At 36.4% G+C, this 17,834-nt stretch carries 11 protein-coding genes; 9 read left to right on the top strand and 2 right to left on the bottom strand.

Annotated elements, in window-relative coordinates; all coding sequences use genetic code 11:
- Positions 1-165 precede the first annotated feature (165 nt).
- Entirely contained in the window at positions 166-3,015 is a 2,850-nt protein-coding gene (locus tag N773_RS0112715) for a dockerin type I repeat-containing protein (protein WP_024858135.1), read from the top strand.
- Entirely contained in the window at positions 2,984-3,796 is an 813-nt protein-coding gene (locus N773_RS0112710; protein WP_196231645.1) for a hypothetical protein, read from the top strand. Before N773_RS0112715 ends, N773_RS0112710 begins: the two co-directional genes overlap by 32 nt.
- Before the next feature lie 771 nt (positions 3,797-4,567).
- Here N773_RS0112710 and N773_RS0112695 read toward each other — a convergent pair.
- Positions 4,568-5,113: a hypothetical protein gene (locus N773_RS0112695; protein WP_024858133.1), complete on the bottom strand. Its 546-nt coding sequence runs from the start codon at positions 5,111-5,113 to the stop codon at positions 4,568-4,570.
- A gap of 707 nt (positions 5,114-5,820) precedes the next feature.
- Positions 5,821-6,363 carry a hypothetical protein gene (locus N773_RS21325; RefSeq protein ID WP_051454285.1) on the bottom strand — a complete coding sequence of 181 codons (543 nt, stop codon included), beginning with the start codon at positions 6,361-6,363 and terminating at the stop codon, positions 5,821-5,823.
- A gap of 476 nt (positions 6,364-6,839) precedes the next feature.
- Here N773_RS21325 and N773_RS0112685 point away from each other — a divergent pair, with 476 nt between their 5' ends.
- From N773_RS0112685 to N773_RS0112655, 7 genes are all read left to right on the top strand, one after another.
- A complete protein-coding gene (locus N773_RS0112685; RefSeq protein WP_024858132.1) occupies positions 6,840-10,016 on the top strand; it encodes a helicase-related protein in 3,177 nt (1,058 codons plus the stop codon).
- A gap of 2 nt (positions 10,017-10,018) precedes the next feature.
- Positions 10,019-10,756, top strand: a complete 738-nt coding sequence (locus N773_RS0112680) for a DUF4391 domain-containing protein (RefSeq protein WP_024858131.1) — start codon at positions 10,019-10,021, stop codon at positions 10,754-10,756.
- A complete protein-coding gene (locus N773_RS0112675) occupies positions 10,749-11,210 on the top strand; it encodes a hypothetical protein (protein WP_024858130.1) in 462 nt (153 codons plus the stop codon). The genes N773_RS0112680 and N773_RS0112675 overlap by 8 nt, the downstream gene beginning before the upstream one ends.
- The gene (locus N773_RS0112670) at positions 11,197-12,021 is read left to right on the top strand and encodes a hypothetical protein (RefSeq protein WP_024858129.1); all 825 of its coding nucleotides are present in this window, start codon (positions 11,197-11,199) and stop codon (positions 12,019-12,021) included. The genes N773_RS0112675 and N773_RS0112670 overlap by 14 nt, the downstream gene beginning before the upstream one ends.
- Before the next feature lie 27 nt (positions 12,022-12,048).
- Positions 12,049-14,019: a site-specific DNA-methyltransferase gene (locus N773_RS0112665; protein WP_024858128.1), complete on the top strand. Its 1,971-nt coding sequence runs from the start codon at positions 12,049-12,051 to the stop codon at positions 14,017-14,019.
- A 13-nt stretch (positions 14,020-14,032) separates the two neighbouring features.
- Positions 14,033-17,200: a DEAD/DEAH box helicase family protein gene (locus N773_RS0112660; protein ID WP_024858127.1), complete on the top strand. Its 3,168-nt coding sequence runs from the start codon at positions 14,033-14,035 to the stop codon at positions 17,198-17,200.
- 269 nt (positions 17,201-17,469) lie between these two features.
- Positions 17,470-17,733 (top strand): hypothetical protein, encoded by a 264-nt coding sequence (locus N773_RS0112655; RefSeq protein ID WP_024858126.1) that lies wholly within the window; start codon positions 17,470-17,472, stop codon positions 17,731-17,733.
- Positions 17,734-17,834 lie beyond the last annotated feature (101 nt).

Below are 17,834 nucleotides of genomic sequence, written 5' to 3'. Positions count from 1 at the left end.
TTATTTATTTTTTGATTTATACATAACTTTGAGTTCTGCTTAAAAAAATTAAACTTTAAAGTAAATACTTCTGAATAAATTTGTAAAATATTGACTATATGGTTGATGCATGATATAATTTTTTTATGTGGGTATTTAAGATCCACAAAAATAAGGAGGGTTAATATGGATCTAAAAAGATCAAAAAAGCTGAAACGTATCGTTTCTGGAATGTTATCATTGGCTATGATAACAAGTATGTCAGCAGTTTTACCTGCAAATGCTGAGGAAGAAAGTTCGCAGGATCTGTATAGTTTGACTGATAACAGTAACAGCTACACAAGCAATGCGGATATCGTATCTGATGATGTAGTAACAGACGAAGAAGACACCTACAAAATAATTCAAGGCGATGTCAACAACGACGGTGAAATTAATTCTGATGATACAAATCTTTTACATCGCTGGCTTGCTTGTTTAGTTGGTGACAATGAGTTGGATTTGGTAAAGGCTGATGTTAACTTTGACGGTGAGGTTGATGTTATAGATCTTGTCGAACTGAGCAGACTTGAAAAGCATGATCAGACTTTCACATACGAAGTAGAAAATGAAGACTGCGCTGTTACTGAAGTGCAGGTCGCAATGGAATGTACAGGTGATCTCAGCAAGACTATGCAGGTCGAGAGCATAATGGACGAGGATGCTATGTGTTCCGAAGTAGTCGGACTTGTAGGTGAACCATTCTCAATCGAGACCACTTCGGATTTCAATAATGCCACTATTACATTTAAAGTAGATCAAAGCAAGCTTGAAGATACAAACTTTGAAGATTTGATGTTTTTGTGGTATGACAGGGATAATGATAAATTTGTTGAACTTGAAACCGAACACAATGCGGGTAATTCGACTGTCAGTGTGGAAACTACACATTTTAGCGATTATATGCTGGTCGATGCTAATAAATGGGTAGCTAGGTGGAGAGGAATTGAGAGCCTTTACAGGACGTCTTTAAGTTCAAAAATAACTTTTCGCTCACCATCAGTTTTTTTTGAAGTAATAAACACCCGCAATAAAAATTTATTATCTGACAGCTTATATTTAGAAGTTTTAAAGGATTTATCAGAATCGTCATCGCCCTTTCGTCGAGGTTTTTATACTAATAGAATACTTACAAATTATGATGGTTTAAGCACTTCTGGTAAGTTTACTCCCTCATTAGATGATATCATTGATGATTTGAGCGATCCATCGGTCTGGTTTTGGGAGGTCACTAATCTTTTGGAGCAGATAAGAACATCGACATCGGATTTGTACATTCCTTCAAGCTTAAAAGATGGTTCTAGAAAAGCTAGGGAAATAACTATAGTGTTAGTACTTGATGATTATTACGTATCTAATCATCATCCTACAGAAACGATACAACAAATTTTAGCACATAATACTGTATTCTATTTTGTTGATTTTCGAGGTGAACATGATTCACTGCTTGATAGTATTGCAAAAGGATCAAATGGTGAATATTTTAATTATTCACCGGAAAATATTGAAAAACTAAAAAAGATCCTTTCAACTCCTATAGAACATACATCAACAACACAATATTATAAAGATACTGACGAAGATGGTTTTTTTGATGTTGAAGAGATAAACGGCTGGATGTATAAATCAAACGGAACTACTACACATGCTCGTACTAATCCCGAAAAGAAAGATTCCGATGGTGATGGACTGGATGATAATGTTGAAATGAATCCCACTCTGATTTATGAGGCATCGAATGATCCTAACATTCCTGATAAGTATTATTATAAAATGTATTCTGATCCCAGTACACCGGATACGGATGGGGATTATCTGAACGATAAGATAGATGTTTCCCCGTTAACGGAAGATCCGATAAAGATCACTGATGTAAATCTTGATGATTCAAACAGTATATATGGTATGAATCCACCCTTAGATTCAGTAAGTGATTTGACTGATGGTGAATTACGCAGGATAAGTGTAGATGGTGGTGATGAATTTAAAAATTGTTATAAATTTACAAGAAAAACTGGCAATAAGAGTTTTCGGTTTATATTAGCTCCTACGAAGGATACAGACTATAAAATAACAATAACCAACACAGAACTTGAGAATGTTAAACTTACAGTCCATAAGGATGGATGTAAATTTGAGCGAATTAATGGTACTAATTCTGTTAGTTATACTTTACCATTGAAAAACGGTCATGAATACGAGATTGAGATTATCAACAACTCTAAAATTGCTGATACTTGTGAAGTTACTATAGCACAGGATAACTGGGTTTATGCGCCAAATGGAGCTTTTCTTGATTATACAGATGAAGATTCAATTTACACTAATGTGGTCTATTACCTCAGTGATAGTACTGTTAAAGGTATAATTGAAAATTATGCCCTATATGGTGAAGGCGATGAGCTAAAAGTTGATGATTTTGATAGTAAAACTGAAGAACAAAATAATAAAGCTTGTGAACATTATGCTCAAATTTTCCATGATGCCTTTGCAGGCTTGTCAAATGATAAATTGTCAAAAATTTTATCAATAATAGGCCCTACAAATACAGCGGCAGGAGTAGTCGTTGTAATTCCCAGTGTAACTGCTAGGCTTGGAGAACAGTTAGCAGGAAAATGTGGCGTAGGAATTACGATATTCGGTGCATATTTAACAGCTGTAGATTTAATAGAAGAATTTGACAAATCTAAAATAAAAAAAGCTCTATATGAAGGTAAGTATAATATAAAGATGGCAATTACAAGTTATTACCGAACAGATTATCCTTCATATCAGAAAATATATGAATGTGATATAGACTGGGCAGGATGGGAAAATAATGGTTATATAAATCGTTACGCTGATCCAACACTACTAGGTTCATTATTTGGATATACATCCTATCGCATAAAAAATATCGTTCCATTAAATATATATGCTCCACATAAAGACGAAAATGGAGAGTGGATTATTTCTGTAGTGGAAAATGAAACTGGAGAATGGATACCAAATGATTAAAAGGTTTTCTTTTATAGCGCTTTTATTTGCAATCATTATTTCTGTTATCGTGTTTTTCTCTCACTATACTATAATAAATGGACATATTTATTCTTATAAAACTACAAACTTGGATCTTTCAAAGGAAAAAGCATCAACACTTCATGAAGGTAAGCTAAATAATTTCAAAAAGCTAAAAGTCCTTAATATTCGTACTTCAAAGATAAACAGCTTATCTTTTTTAAGTGATATGGATGAACTAGAAGAATTACAATTTGGATATATATCTTTATCATCATCAGAAAAAATCGATGGATCCGCCCTTCGCCATATTTCTGATTTGAAGTGCTTAAGAATTGTCGATATAAATCGTTTGGTAAACTGGGATATGAATGAAATAGAGAAATTCAAAAAGCTTACATTCTTAGAAATTTCATTTTCTTATCTGTCATCGGATGCGATATATGATATCAGCCGAATTAATTCCTTAGAGAAATTAGATCTTGCTGAATCTACAATAGAAGATTTATCAGCACTGAAAGCAATCGAAAATCTTAAAACTTTAGATTTATACAAAGCTTATCTTAAAGATCCATCAGGTCTTTACGAGCTCGATCAAATAGTCAATCTGGATATAATTGATTTTCAAGATATAGATGTATACCGACTTGCCGATATGCGTTCATTGAAAAGGATTTTAATTCGTGAAGGACAAATGTCAGAAAAAGAACTAGCTGTTTTAAAAGATGCTTCAATCGAAATATATTATGATCCAAAAGAATTTGATTCATATGCGCTATAAAATGCAACTTTCACAATTGACAATATAACTTTTGAACATGTTAAATTACAAGGAATCCGTAATTCACCAGAAAGTGCAGCAGACCAACATCTGCTGCACTTTTTTTCCCGACATGGGTAAAATTCTAACGGGTGAAAAAACATAAGCATCAAGTTTGACGGTTACTAACTATTTTTTATTAATTCGTACATGTCAAACCCGTCGAACTCCCCACCTGTGTATGCCGCTCAGACTGCCACAGCTGCACGGGCATTTTGCCCACCCTCGCCGGTGACTGCCCACGGGCACTGCCCGGCAATAAGTGATATACTTTGTATGGCACGTCTATGACGTGACTATACACCAAGGAGGTCTATCACATGGTAGACTACAAAGGAATTCTCAGGCTCAGCAATAAAGGCTACAGTCTGAGACAGATTGCTGCAAGTTTCACATCACACGGTCAAGAATGTTCTGGATCTTGTTGCAAAGCATCAGATAGGATGGCCGATAGATGATGATGTCACAAATGTCGATATTGCTTGAAGTTTATTATACCATTTCGGACACCGGAGGTCTAGGCGCGGATGGTTTGACGGTTACTATAAAACGCTTGTCTTGGAACATAATGCATGAACTTTAGAGAATTCTGTTTTCGCAGAGGTTTATACTGCAAATTAAAAAAGCTGCGGAGCGGATGGCGCTTCACAGCTTTTAGGGCGTATTCGGTTTCCTTTGGAAATCATTAATTACTATGCAATAATCAAATTTGCATTCATAGCAGAGCATTGATTATTCAATGATTTCAATGGTGCTGATGATTTTAGACTTTTCATAAAAAATGACTTTGACAGGATACATGTGTGGTTGATGCGTATCACCGGTTATAGGATCAACAACCATTTTGCTTTTATTCATCGGATTGTTATTGATGAGGTATTCCCACTGCTGATCAGTGATATATAATTCAATGTAAGCACCATTATACGGAATCTTTATGGTATTTTTTGAATCTGGATGATTTATGGAAAACTCTTTGGTAACAATATGGAATTGATCGTTAACGGTTTCTTTTTTACCTGTAAAAAGATCGATATACAGGTTGAACGATAACAGAGCTGCTATCAGAATACTAATACAATAATCGTATTTTATATGTCTTGATGATTTCAAACTATATACCACAAGAGCAACCCCGGATACAATCACAACGGAACACAATATAACATTACAGTAATAATACCAATCCCCATTATTGGGTAACCGCCTGAGCAGGAGAAAAAGTATGAAACAGATCGAGAATACATTTCCTCCAAAGTATTTTTTTGCTTTATTCATAATGCCTCCTGAAATTGAATCCTGATCAGAGGTGTTTTATTCACGATTTATTATACCACAACTCCCATGAAAAAACAACCTCCGCTTTCATCAAATTGCCGCCTAAACAGCGTAATAACTGCGACGTATCCCTGCACTGCCGGAATGCGAGTGAGATTTATATTGTTTTCGATTTTTACTGGGCAGTCACCGGCGAGGGTGGGCAAAATGCCCGTGCAGCTGTGGCAGTCTGAGCGGCATACACACCACCGAAGTCTAATGGAGTATAATAAACTCAAAGAAGTATCATGGAGTTCATTGGAGTATATTAGATACCGTCAAATCCTCAGCACTTACCCCACCGTGCCTTGGGGGCTAACTGGCTCTGTTTTATTATAGCATACATACCCACCGATATCTGCTATAATTGGATATGCAAATATTAGTTTATCATATTCATAATTAATTCCGGTAGATACTGCTACAGGTTTATTGTTACTATTCAGAACGGAGAGAGTTACCCGAAGAGTTCAGATATGATACAATGTATTAGGCGTGTTGTCTGCCAACCCGATCGCAAAGAACGTATTAACCCTTCTCAAAGACAGATTCTAAAGAGCTAAATCCTATGAGAATGGATAACATCAATACCATAACTTACAATAAAGTATCGTTCTCTTCATGATTATATCTTCCTTGTACTTGAATAATTTGAACATATACTGTTCTTAACATATGTTAAACAGGTATTTGCCGTCAACAAAGTCATACTTGCTTAGTTGCCAGCCTGAAGGCTTAATCATTCCAATGCCCTCACGCTCAGTTGTCGGCATCATATCAATGGAAATGCAAGCGATACACGTGCCACAACGACCTAGATTATCAAGTTCAGGATAGTATTCATAGGACTGTGTTGTGATCTCATCGTTATTAAAAAACGGCTTATTGTCGTTTACCTCACAGTAAGGTGCATTACTGAAAGAAGGAATATCATTTATGGAAAACTGCGTAGATTGCTTTTCAGGTTCTACGCTAGTTGTTGCTGATGTTGTGGTCTCTGAAACCATTGTTGTTTCAGTTATAGATGTAGTGGCAGCAGTAGTAGTAGTTGCAGAACGTGTTTCTTTATCTGCTTCAGACGTTATAATTTCTGTCTGAGCCGAGGAAGTAGGTTTATCTGTATCAGAAGCTTTGTTTCTAGTATTATAGGAAACACACGATGTTAATGTTATTACGAACATCATAGCTGCGATCAACAGTTTATTCTTCATGAAATTTCCTCCTCTCGCAGTTATATTGATTAGTCCTTCACTTATACTTACTATAATATTACTATAATAATTAAATATCCAAACTTGAAGCTGGGAATTGTATTAAGAAAATAATATTATATGACAAGAGGACTTTTGCAACGCAGAAGTCCTCTTTTTTTAATTTTGTCTACAGTCAAAGTTCTTTTTATGATTATACCATATTTTCGTATATTCGTCAAATATGCTATCTGAAAAGGTTGTTTTTCGGTTTATCTGTTCAGAACAAATTTTGAGCGTCTGATGTTATGTTATTCTTGCCTTATATCACCTTATGCGAATAAAGATAAACTTAATATATCATATTTATAGGCAAAACTGTCAAGAGTTACAAATCGGTTATTTTGCCCAAAAACATCTTCATATTATCTTGCTATTTCTTCCTTTTTGTGGTATAATAAAATCTATAGTATACTTCATAAAGTAAGGTGAAATATATGAGATCGTCTAGCGAGTATATTGATAAACTGAATCAGGTTCTTTCAAATAAAAGTAATGCTGATGTTTATATTATCAACGATAAACTCACATTATCTGTATTTTCTGTGCTCGAAAAGAGCCTGAGAAATGTTCGCAGGATTTATCTTATTATTCGTGATAATCCTCATCTTCCTAAAGATGAGGTATCTCGTGAGTTTGAGATGAATCCCAATGATACACTCTACAACGAATATGATATAATTGAGAAAAACGAACTGACTCATTTTGCTAAGGCTAAAGCTATGCATGATTTTATCAAGAATCATGTTGAAATAAGAAAACTTAATCCCCGTGCAAAGATAGGTATCAATGTACTTATTGTTGACGAGGATTTTATGATCACTGGTACTACTTCTCTTGAACTGAGTGAAGAACACTCTGAAAGAAGTGTCAACTTCAACACGACGATAGATAGTAGTATGGATCAGTCGCAGATAACTAATTTTAGAAATGAATTTGAAAGAATATGGCTTTCCGATCAGCTCACATCGGATTTCAAAGATGAATTACTAAAAAGCCTTTCTTTTGTGTATAAGGAGCATTCACCTGAATTTGCTTATTACTTTACGCTTAATGAACTGTTCGGTAATAAAATAGATGAAGGCGTACAGCGATTTGAAAGAGATAACGCCGGATTTAAGGAGAGTATTATCTGGAATATGCTCTTTGATTTCCAAAAAGAGGCTGTTTTGTATGCTATTCAGAAGATAAATAAGTATAATGGCTGTATTATTGCTGATAGTGTTGGTTTAGGAAAAACATTTGAGGCTCTTGCCGTAATTAAGTATTTCTCTGACAGGCAGGATAATATTCTTGTGCTTACTCCTGCAAAGTTATATAATAACTGGGATTCGTACAGAGATAATGATTATAGCGATAACCCTTTATCTGATGACAATATCAGGTATAAGGTTCTTTGTCATACCGATCTTTCGAGATATAGCGGAACATCAAGAAGTGGAATAGACCTTGAACGTTTTGACTGGAGTCGTTTTGATCTAATTGTTATTGACGAATCACATAATTTCCGTAACCGAGTAGAAAAGGAAGAAAGTGAAACACGTTATCAGAGATTGCTTGAAACAGTAGTTAAAAAGAAAAACCGGACTAAAGTGCTCTTGTTATCAGCAACCCCTGTTAATAACAATCTCTCTGACCTGAAAAATCAAATCAGTCTTATTACTGCAGACCGTGATGATGCTTATGAAAAGGAAGGTATTGAAAGCATAGGGCAGACTTTACGCAGAGCTTCTATTGTATTTAACAACTGGGAGAAGAACGGAAGAAATGCTAAGAGCCAACTCTATGATGCACTTCCGAAGGATTTCTTTGATCTGTTGGAATTACTTACTATAAGCCGTAGCCGTAAGCATATAACTAATTACTACAATAGCAGTGACATAGGATCATTCCCATTAAAACTGCCTGTTGATACACATAATCCTGATATAGATTCTAAGCATGAGCTGCTTATTTTCCGAGATACCTTAATGGTTCTTGAAGAATTACTGCTTGCAGCTTACACTCCTGTACGATACATAAAGAAAGAATATCGTCAGATGTATCTTGAAAAATACGCAACATTCCATAAAGGAAAAATGATTTTTAACCAGGAAATGCGTGATAATACAACTAAAATATTGCAGATGTTTAATCTGTTCAAGCGCCTTGAAAGCTCAGTTTATTCATTTGAGCAGACGCTTAGTAAACAGAACGCAAGAATAGATCGTTACATCGCACTCTTATCTGCCAACGATGACACCCTTACTGATGAATCATATTATGATGATGAAGAAACATCACTTGAATATAAACTTGACATCAAGGTTGCTCATCTTGATAAGGAGAAATACATCGAAGACTTACAGTTTGATAAAAGAATTGTTGAGCATTTGCGTGAGCAAGCACGAGCTATTCTTGATAATAATAGAGATGAAAAACTTGCAAAACTCAGGGAGATAATAAAGCATAAGATCGAAGCTACACCAACAAATGCAGGTAACAAGAAAATCCTCATATTCTCTGCATTTGCTGATACTGCAAATTATCTTTATGACAGTATAGCACAGGAGTTGCTCAGTAATGGCTATTATTGTGCAATGGTAAGCGGTTCAGCAAAGCCAAGAACAACTTTACCTCTTGATAAGGGTATGAGGAAAAACTTTGACTTTAACAAGATACTGACTTGTTTTTCTCCGAGATCCAAGCATACTGACATTCCTGAAAGCAGACAAATAACCGTCCTTATCGGTACGGATTGTATTTCCGAAGGTCAGAACTTGCAAGATTGCGATACCGTAATCAACTACGATATTCAATGGAATCCGGTTACGCTTATTCAGCGTTTTGGAAGAATAGATCGTATTGGCAGTACAAATGCGTATATAAAACTGATTAATTTCTTCCCTGCTGTTGAGCTGAATGAATATCTTGGTCTTGAAAGCAGAGTTAAAAAGAAGATGGTGCAGTCTAATATTGTTTCAACGGGTGACGATAACCTGCTTGAACCTGAAATGAACGATATTAGCTTCCGTACAAAACAGATGGAAAAGCTGAAGAACGAAGTAATAGATATTGACGATGCAGCGGATACAATTTCTATTACTGATCTTAATATGAATCAGTATATTTATGAACTTTCGCAATACATTAAGGCTTACCCTGAATTGTTGAGAGTGCCGAGAGGTATTTATTCTATTGCAATTCCAAGAGAAATAGGTCTGGACAGAGAAGGTGTCCTTTTCTGTTTTAAGTATCGCAATAACGAAGATAAGCCGAATTCAGACAGTTCTCTCTTCCCGTATTATCTGGCATTTATCTCAGATGAGGAGGAAATCTTGTTTGACAGTACGCAGGCAAGAGAATTACTAAAGCGAATGCGTGGACTATGCTACGGAAAAGATCAAGTTAACACCGAGCTTGTACAGGCTTTCCTTAAAGAAACCAAGCAAACAAAAGATATGGGCAAGTATTCTCATTTGCTCAGTAAGGTCGTTGATTCAATACAGAAGGTTGAGGAGGATAATGCAGGCTTCACATTGTTTGATTTCGGCGGCTTCAAGAATGATTTTGCCAACAAAACCAGCGATGATTTTGAGCTCGTTTCATTCATCATTGTGCGTAAGGAGGCGTAATTATGCTTTCATTACCTCAGAAATATCGCAAGGATGCTCCTATCGCAAAAGTCACTTTTGTAAAAGGCGCACCGCTTGCGGGGGCTGAAAAGAAGCGATTTGAATCATCAGTTGAAGAAATTCGATTAATGTATCAGATAGAGGGATTTGACATTCCCAATCTCGTAAATGATGAATATAATTGTCAGGTTATAATGTTTCTGAGAATTAAACTGAAAGACCTTAAACAAGCATCTTTTATTGCTAAGATTGTTCAAAAGTGCATTGCACCGCTTTGCATAATTGAGTTTACTGACGGATCAAACGCAGTTTACAGCTTTGCCGATAAAAGACTGAATAAGCAGAACGAAAGAAGTTTTATCATTGAGGAGGAGTATGTTACTGACAAACTTCCACTCGATTTTCAAAATGATCTTAAAACATTGTTCTCTCTTTATATCGACTATGAAACGATACTAAACCGCAATAACAAGCACAGCTATTACCTTGAAATGATGTGTAAGGCATTCCTTGTTTTTAATCATGGTCTTTTCAAAAATGATGATGCTTTGCTTGACAGTAAAATGTGGTATGATGATAACAAACTTATCCTTTGTTTTCCGCTATTAAAGAAACTCAAAGCATTAAAACTTTCTGTTTCAAAAGCGAAAACTCTATCTGAGAAAAGTGATTATAACAAGCAGATTAAGGATAATATTCAAAAACTGAAGGTTCTGTATTCAGGAGAAGAAAATGAGTGAAGAAATAATAACAATATCTATTCCTTCTGATAACGAAGGGTATGTATTGATGCAATGCGAACATTGCGGAGAATACTTCAAATGCACTCCGTATGATATAGAAACTGACGAACTGCTGAACATATACTGTCCTAATTGCGGTTTGATAAGCGATTCTTATATTACAGAAGACGTTATGCAACTCGCTAATGCAAAAATAAATAATTACGCTCAGGATTTATTGGATGATTTCTCAAAGAAGTTGGAAAGGCAGTTTTCACATAATAAATTTGTGAAGTTTAAAGCTGGGCGCAAGCCTAAAAAGGAATATGAACCTGCAATATATTCAAGCATAGAGGATCTGGTTGAATGTAGTTATAAATGCTGTAACAGAACAGCAAAAATCAATCCGTTATTAAAAATGTCAGTAAGCTATTGTCCGTTTTGTGGAGGTGCAGATTTTGGAGATAAATAAGACAAAATTAAAAGTTATCATGTCTAAATTTAATAGTGCTTCTAGCCGTTTATTACAGTCTTCTTTTGATAGTTATCTTGATGACTTAAAAAGGTTCTGTAACTATTTGGAAAAGAACGAACTGATAATGGAGTATATAAATAGTTGTGGAGGGTACACCTCTGCGATAGAATCGCACATAGATGAATGTATGATTGATGGTGAAAAGATTAGTTTCAGTTTAGATGAAGATGAAGAAACATCTGAAATCTATTCTTTTATAAAAGTCATTTGTAATCGTAGTTATCCGATGTTTCCACATCGCATATTGCTTCAATATTCATCTTCAAGTGAATATTGTGATAAGTTAAAGGAGTTTAATCACAGCGTAGTTTATGCACTTATAAATCATATAAGCGATTACTTAAAGAAAGTAGGTATAGAAATGGGAATTGACGATAATGTTACTTATAATATTCACGGACAGCAAGTGAATATTGCCAATGATAATGCAAGCATAAGTGCTGTTCAGAACAATTATGGTATTGACGCTGATCAGCTTAAAGACCTCATTACTTCAATGAGAGAAGCAATCAAACCTGATCTTTCTCCAGAAGATGCAAAAGACGTCAATGAGTGTATTGATGTTATCGAGGGTGAGCTTACTTCTGCACAGCCGAATGAAAACAGAGTAAAGGATAAGTTTAAAATTTTAAGCCGTATTGATGCCGGAACTAAGTTTGCAAGTGCTTGTTGTTCATTGCTGACATTTGCAGATAAAGTACATCCGTTTTTAGATCAGATTATTCCGTGGTTTCAGAGTCTGATATAATTTTATGAGTATAGGAGGATATGAACAATGAATGATTTTCCGAGAGTTTCCGAGGGTATCCTTGGTGAACAGGACACTGCAAAAACTAACACCGAGCTTTTCCTTTCAATCGTTGGACAGTACTTTCCCGAAGCTATAAAGGACGGAGAAGTCGATTTTACAGCACTCAGAGAGGAAATGGGCGAATTTGCTGAGGTTGGCTCAGAACACTATGATTTCACCTGGGCTGGTAAACAGGCAGCAAAGAAAGAAGCTCAGGCTGACCTGTTCGGAAAGTCTCTCCGCTATAAGCCGGAGGATAGCCTCAACCCAGATACGACTGAGAACATCTACATTGAGGGAGATAATCTTGAAGCCCTTAAACTGCTACGCCGTAATTATCATGGTAGAATAAAAATGATTTATATTGATCCTCCATATAATACTGGAAGTGACTTTGTTTATCACGATGATTTTTCTATGACAGAAGGTGAGCTTGCAGAGCTTTCTGGTGATGTTGTTGATGGTGTGCGTTTTCAGAAGAACGGTAAGGACAGTTCACGGTATCACACCAACTGGCTGAATATGATGTATCCTCGGCTTAAATTGGCAAGAGAGTTACTTTCTGATAACGGGGTAATCTTTATTTCAGCTGATGATAATGAAATAGATAATCTACGTAAAATATGTAATAGTATTTTTAGCGAGCATTGTTTTATTGGTCAAATAACAGTTGTTGGCAATCCAAGAGGACGAGATTATGGTGGAATCGCAAGAATGCACGATTATGTTCTTGCATACATGAAATCAGATAAAACGGAATTGAACCTTATAACAGATAAAGAAAATGAGTTTAAAATGTTTGATGATTTAGGGGGCTTTGAATTAAGAGAACTCAGAAATAGAAATGTAAAATTCAACAAAGAAAATAGACCTAATCTATACTACCCTTTTTATATTGAGCCAAACGAAGAAGATGAATATCATTTGCATAACATTTCACTAGAACCTCATGAAGGATGGATTGAACTCTATCCGTTAGAATCTCAAGGCATTAATGTTGTGTGGCGATGGGGTAAAGAAAAAGCACTTGCTAATCTTAATATTAATATAAAAGCAAAACCTATGCGTAATGGTAGCTATATGATAGTCGAAAAATATCGTGAAGGAAGAATGATGGCTCGATCAGTATGGTGGGACAAAGACACTAATACTGAAAAAGGAACACTTGCTGTAAAAGAACTTCTTGAAGGAAAAATATTTGATTATCCCAAACCGGCAGAAATGATTTACAGACTGTTGGAAATGGGTACAGATTCTAATTCAATTGTTATGGACTTCTTTTCTGGTTCTGCCACAACCGCACACGCTGTTATGCAGCTTAATGCAGAGGGCGGCGGAGATCGCAAGTATATTCTTGTTCAGCTCCCTGAAGTCTGCGATGAAAACAGCGAGGCGGCAAAGGCAGGGTATAAGAACATCTGTGAGATAGGCAAGGAGCGTATCCGCAGGGCAGCAAAGAAGATACACGAGGACAACCCCGACGCACAGTTTGATGACGGCTTTAAGGTATTTGAAGTCGGCAAAACTACTATCCGCTGGAACCTTATGGACGATGATGAGCTTTCAGAACTCGATAGAGCATCAAGTGATACAGAAAAGCTCGACTTTACCGATGGTCACAATGATACTGATATTGTCTATGAAATCATGCTCCGCCAGTACGGTATTCCTCTGAGTACGCCTATTGAAAAACTTGCTGACGTCAGTGACAGAACGTATATATTTGCCGATGCAGTTGTTGTCTGCTTAGAGTCTGAAATTACTGACGAGCTTATTGAGAAACTTGCTGATATTGAGCCGACTCCTGCAAAGTTTGTTCTTCGTGACAGTGCGTTTGGTGATAATATCGAATTCAAGGACTTCTCTTTCAGAAAGCTCTCTGCTCTTATCAGAAGTCACCAGACTGAGGAAGAACGCAAGAGCAAGTATAACAACTATACCGTTGAGTTTATTTAAGGGGTGAACAGCATTGAGTGAAAAGATAAGATTTCAGATTGAGGAGCTTGACTATCAGGAAGATGCTGTTAACGCAGTTATTGATTTGCTCAAAGGTATAGATCGTCAGGCTGTAAGTAGTATTTACAGTGACAAGTCAGTAATTCGTCGCTTTACTTCATCACACCCTGAAGCCAACGTTCGATTTAACGCAGGAACAAGACTTATACAGAATCTTAATACCGTACAGTACCGTAATGGTCTTTTCAAGGACAGCGGTATTGTAGGCAACATACCACAGTTTACTATAGAAATGGAAACAGGTACGGGTAAGACTTTTGTATATCTGGAAACTATTCTTCGTTTATGGAGCGAGTTTGGAGGACAGTTTAAGAAGTTTATCATTGTTGTTCCTTCAAATCCTATTCTTATGGGTGTTAAGAAGTCGATAGAAACTTTTGCTGACTATTTTAAGCCTAAGTTCAATAACCTTGACTTATCTGAGCATTTCTTTGTATTTGATAAAAACGCAACTCGTGAACAAGTTACAAATAAGCTAATAGAAAGTACTGATCTTTCTATTATGCTTATTACTAACCACAGCTTTAATAAGGAACAGAATCGGTTGCGGCAAGAAGATGAGCACGGTATTGTAATCTGGAATGATATAAAAGAGATAGCTCCTATAATAATTATAGACGAACCTCAGAAGCTTGACGGTGATGGCAAAAAAGTAACTGCTTCTATGAAAGCGATACTGGAACTGAATCCGCCTATGATACTGCGATACTCTGCAACACATAAAAACCTGTACAATCCGATATACCGTCTTGATTCATATGATGCATACAAGAAAAAGCTAGTCAAGGGTATCAAGGTTACGACAGTACATAGCCTTACGCCGAAGGACTTTCCGTATGTTCGATATGTTGATTTCACATCAGCCTTGCAGGCAAGGATAGAGATATTCTACAAGAAACAGGGCGATATAATACGTTGTCGAAAGTTTGATGTTGACAGTAATGCTTCATTGGAGGAGCTTTCAGGCGGTCTACCGCAGTATCACAACTGGTACATAGCAACCCAGCCACGCAAGGATGAACCTTTGCAGATTAGTAAAGATGATGGAGATATTCTTTGGCTTAATAAAGGAAAGAGCAATGACGAAATAGATCATTCTGTAGCAGTCGAAAAACAAATAGAACTCGCTATTCGAGCACATATAAACAAACAATCAGAGATACTTGCAAGTGGCAAGAAGATAAAGGTGTTGACTCTGTTTTTCGTAGACAGTGTAGCCAAAGTTCGTGGAGATAGTGAGGACGGAAGAGGCGAATATCTGCGTATATTTGATAGAGTATTTGAGGATATACGTTCTCAGCCTAATCTTATTGAAAGCTCTATTTTACAACAGTATCCAAAAGAATTTGCAATTTTGAATCCTGATGTTCCTGTATCACAAGTACGAGAGGGTTATTTTGCTGTTGATAAGAAACATAATGTAGTTGAGGTTGACGGCTGGAACAGTGACCTCAATGACGAGGATATCAGTCTTAAAGCTAAAGCTCAGGAGGATGTGGATAGAGGTATTGATCTTATCTTGAATAAAAAGGACGAGCTTATTAGCTTTGATGAACCGCTTTCATTTATTTTTTCTCACTCTGCTTTGCGTGAAGGTTGGGATAATCCTAACGTTTTTATATTGGTAACGCTAAAAGAAGGCGGCAGTGATATTGCAAAGAAGCAGGAAGTAGGCAGAGGCTTACGTCTTCCAGTAGATATTACGGGTACACGTTGCTATGATAGCACCATTAATGAGCTTACAGTTGTTGCTAACGATTATTTTGATCACTTTGCAAGTACATTACAGAGCGACTATAACAAATCTACTGGCTTTAACAAAAACGAAGTCAGTGCAGATGTTGTTAAACTCACTATGCTGAAAGCCGGAGTCCCTGCTGATAAGATAGAAGAAGCGTGTGATGCATTCAAACGAGAGCTTTTATCTTCTGGTGCCGCTAAAATTGATAAATCTGGCAAAATCGTTCTAACTAAAGAGGCAGAAGAATTTCCAAATATTATGTTCAATGACCCTACTCTTATCGAGCATTCTGATAAGATCATCGAATCCTTTGTTAACGTTATGCAGGATAAGGGCAGTAATAAGATTGAGATTACAAATGGCGATGAAGAACCGTTTGAAAACAAAATGCAGAGCTACGTTAATGAAGGCGAATTTGCTACTATGTATCGTAAACTGCTGACAATTCTGCAAAAGAAATCTGTTTATAGGTATAAACTTGACACAGATGAATTCATTTCTGCAACTGCCTCTGAAATCGAAAGACAGCTTGCCAAGAAGAATGACTTCATACAGTTTAAGATTACCAAAGCAGATGTAGATTTTAGCGATTCTCGTAAAATGCAGATGGGTAATGCACAATCACAGGTTGAAGACAGCACCAGTCATACTATAACCTATGATGAAAGACCTCTGTTTGAACTTGTAAATATGATAATGATGCATACTATGCTTCCAAGACTTGCAATTATAAGAATAATAAAGAAGTTATCTGACAAAGCAAGGAACAAGATTAATAATCAGGATTACCTTGAAGAAGCAATATCCATTATCAATCAGCAGCTTGTTTCTTATAAGAGCAAACAATTCTTAGATGCAGAATTGGTAGCAAGCGTTGGTTCAGCTGAGAAAGATATATTTGAGGTTGATAAGATTGCTAACGAGGAAGAAATACGTTATCTATTTACTCCAAATCCAGCCCGCAGACGTGCGATGAACCTTAAATACAAGTTTGATAGTGAGGGCGAATATAAATTCGCTAAAGCTCTTGATGAAGATCCTAATGTATTGCTTTATACTAAACTGAAAAAAGGCGGTTTTGTTATCGAAACTCCTGTTGGAAACTATTCTCCTGACTGGGCAATAGTCTATCAAAAGGACAACGAACAGCTTGCTATGTATTTTATTGCAGAAACAAAATGGGATAAAGAAGCTGGCAATCTCAGCGATGATGAGAAAATAAAGATTCGCTGTGCAACCAAGCATTTTGAAGCTGTTGACGGCTCAATGAAAGATAAGGTTAAATACGCCTGGGTTAATGCTTATAAGGATACAACTCAAGACCATAGTTTCCCTCAGATTTTTATTGATGAGAACTACTTTGATACATTAACGCTATAATTTAAAAGAGCGGAGGAACGTCAAATCGTTACCTCCGCTTTATTTATGCCTATTGACTTTTTATTGGTAAGCGTATAACCCCCAGCACCTACCCCACCGAAGTCTAATAAAGTATAATAAACTCCAAGGAACACCATGAAGTAAATTGAATAATCCGAATTGATCCATGGAGTTCATTGGAGTCGATCAGACAAGGAGGTAACAGGTATGGACAAAACAACATCCATCACAAAGGGTGCATCACCGGCAGATTTATCATTGAGCGACATTTGAAAAAGGGATCGGTATTTATATCGATCGATGACAATTCTGTTTTTCTTGTAAACGGCATTGTCAGCAGTTGGGAGGAAATGCTGAGAAATGCATCGATGCCAACTTTGCTTGATGCAACGCTTCTGCCATTTAAAAATGCGATCATTTCCGATGGCCTGGTATCTGTTATGCCGATCATATTCGGTCCGAACAGCAAAGCCGATTTCAAAGATATATACATGGACGCAAAGAGAAATGGAGAAATTAAAGCCAGAATATGATGTTACAGCCGGGTGTTATCTGCCCGGCTGTTTGCTTTTATGATGCGGGGGGGTTATACGCTTACTTACAACATCTCATGTTTCTAAATACACAAAAGACC

Origin of the sequence: Ruminococcus albus AD2013 (assembly GCF_000526775.1) — a bacterium.
GTDB lineage: Bacteria > Bacillota > Clostridia > Oscillospirales > Ruminococcaceae > Hominimerdicola > Hominimerdicola alba_A.
This window is presented reverse-complemented; position numbering and strand designations above follow the sequence as displayed.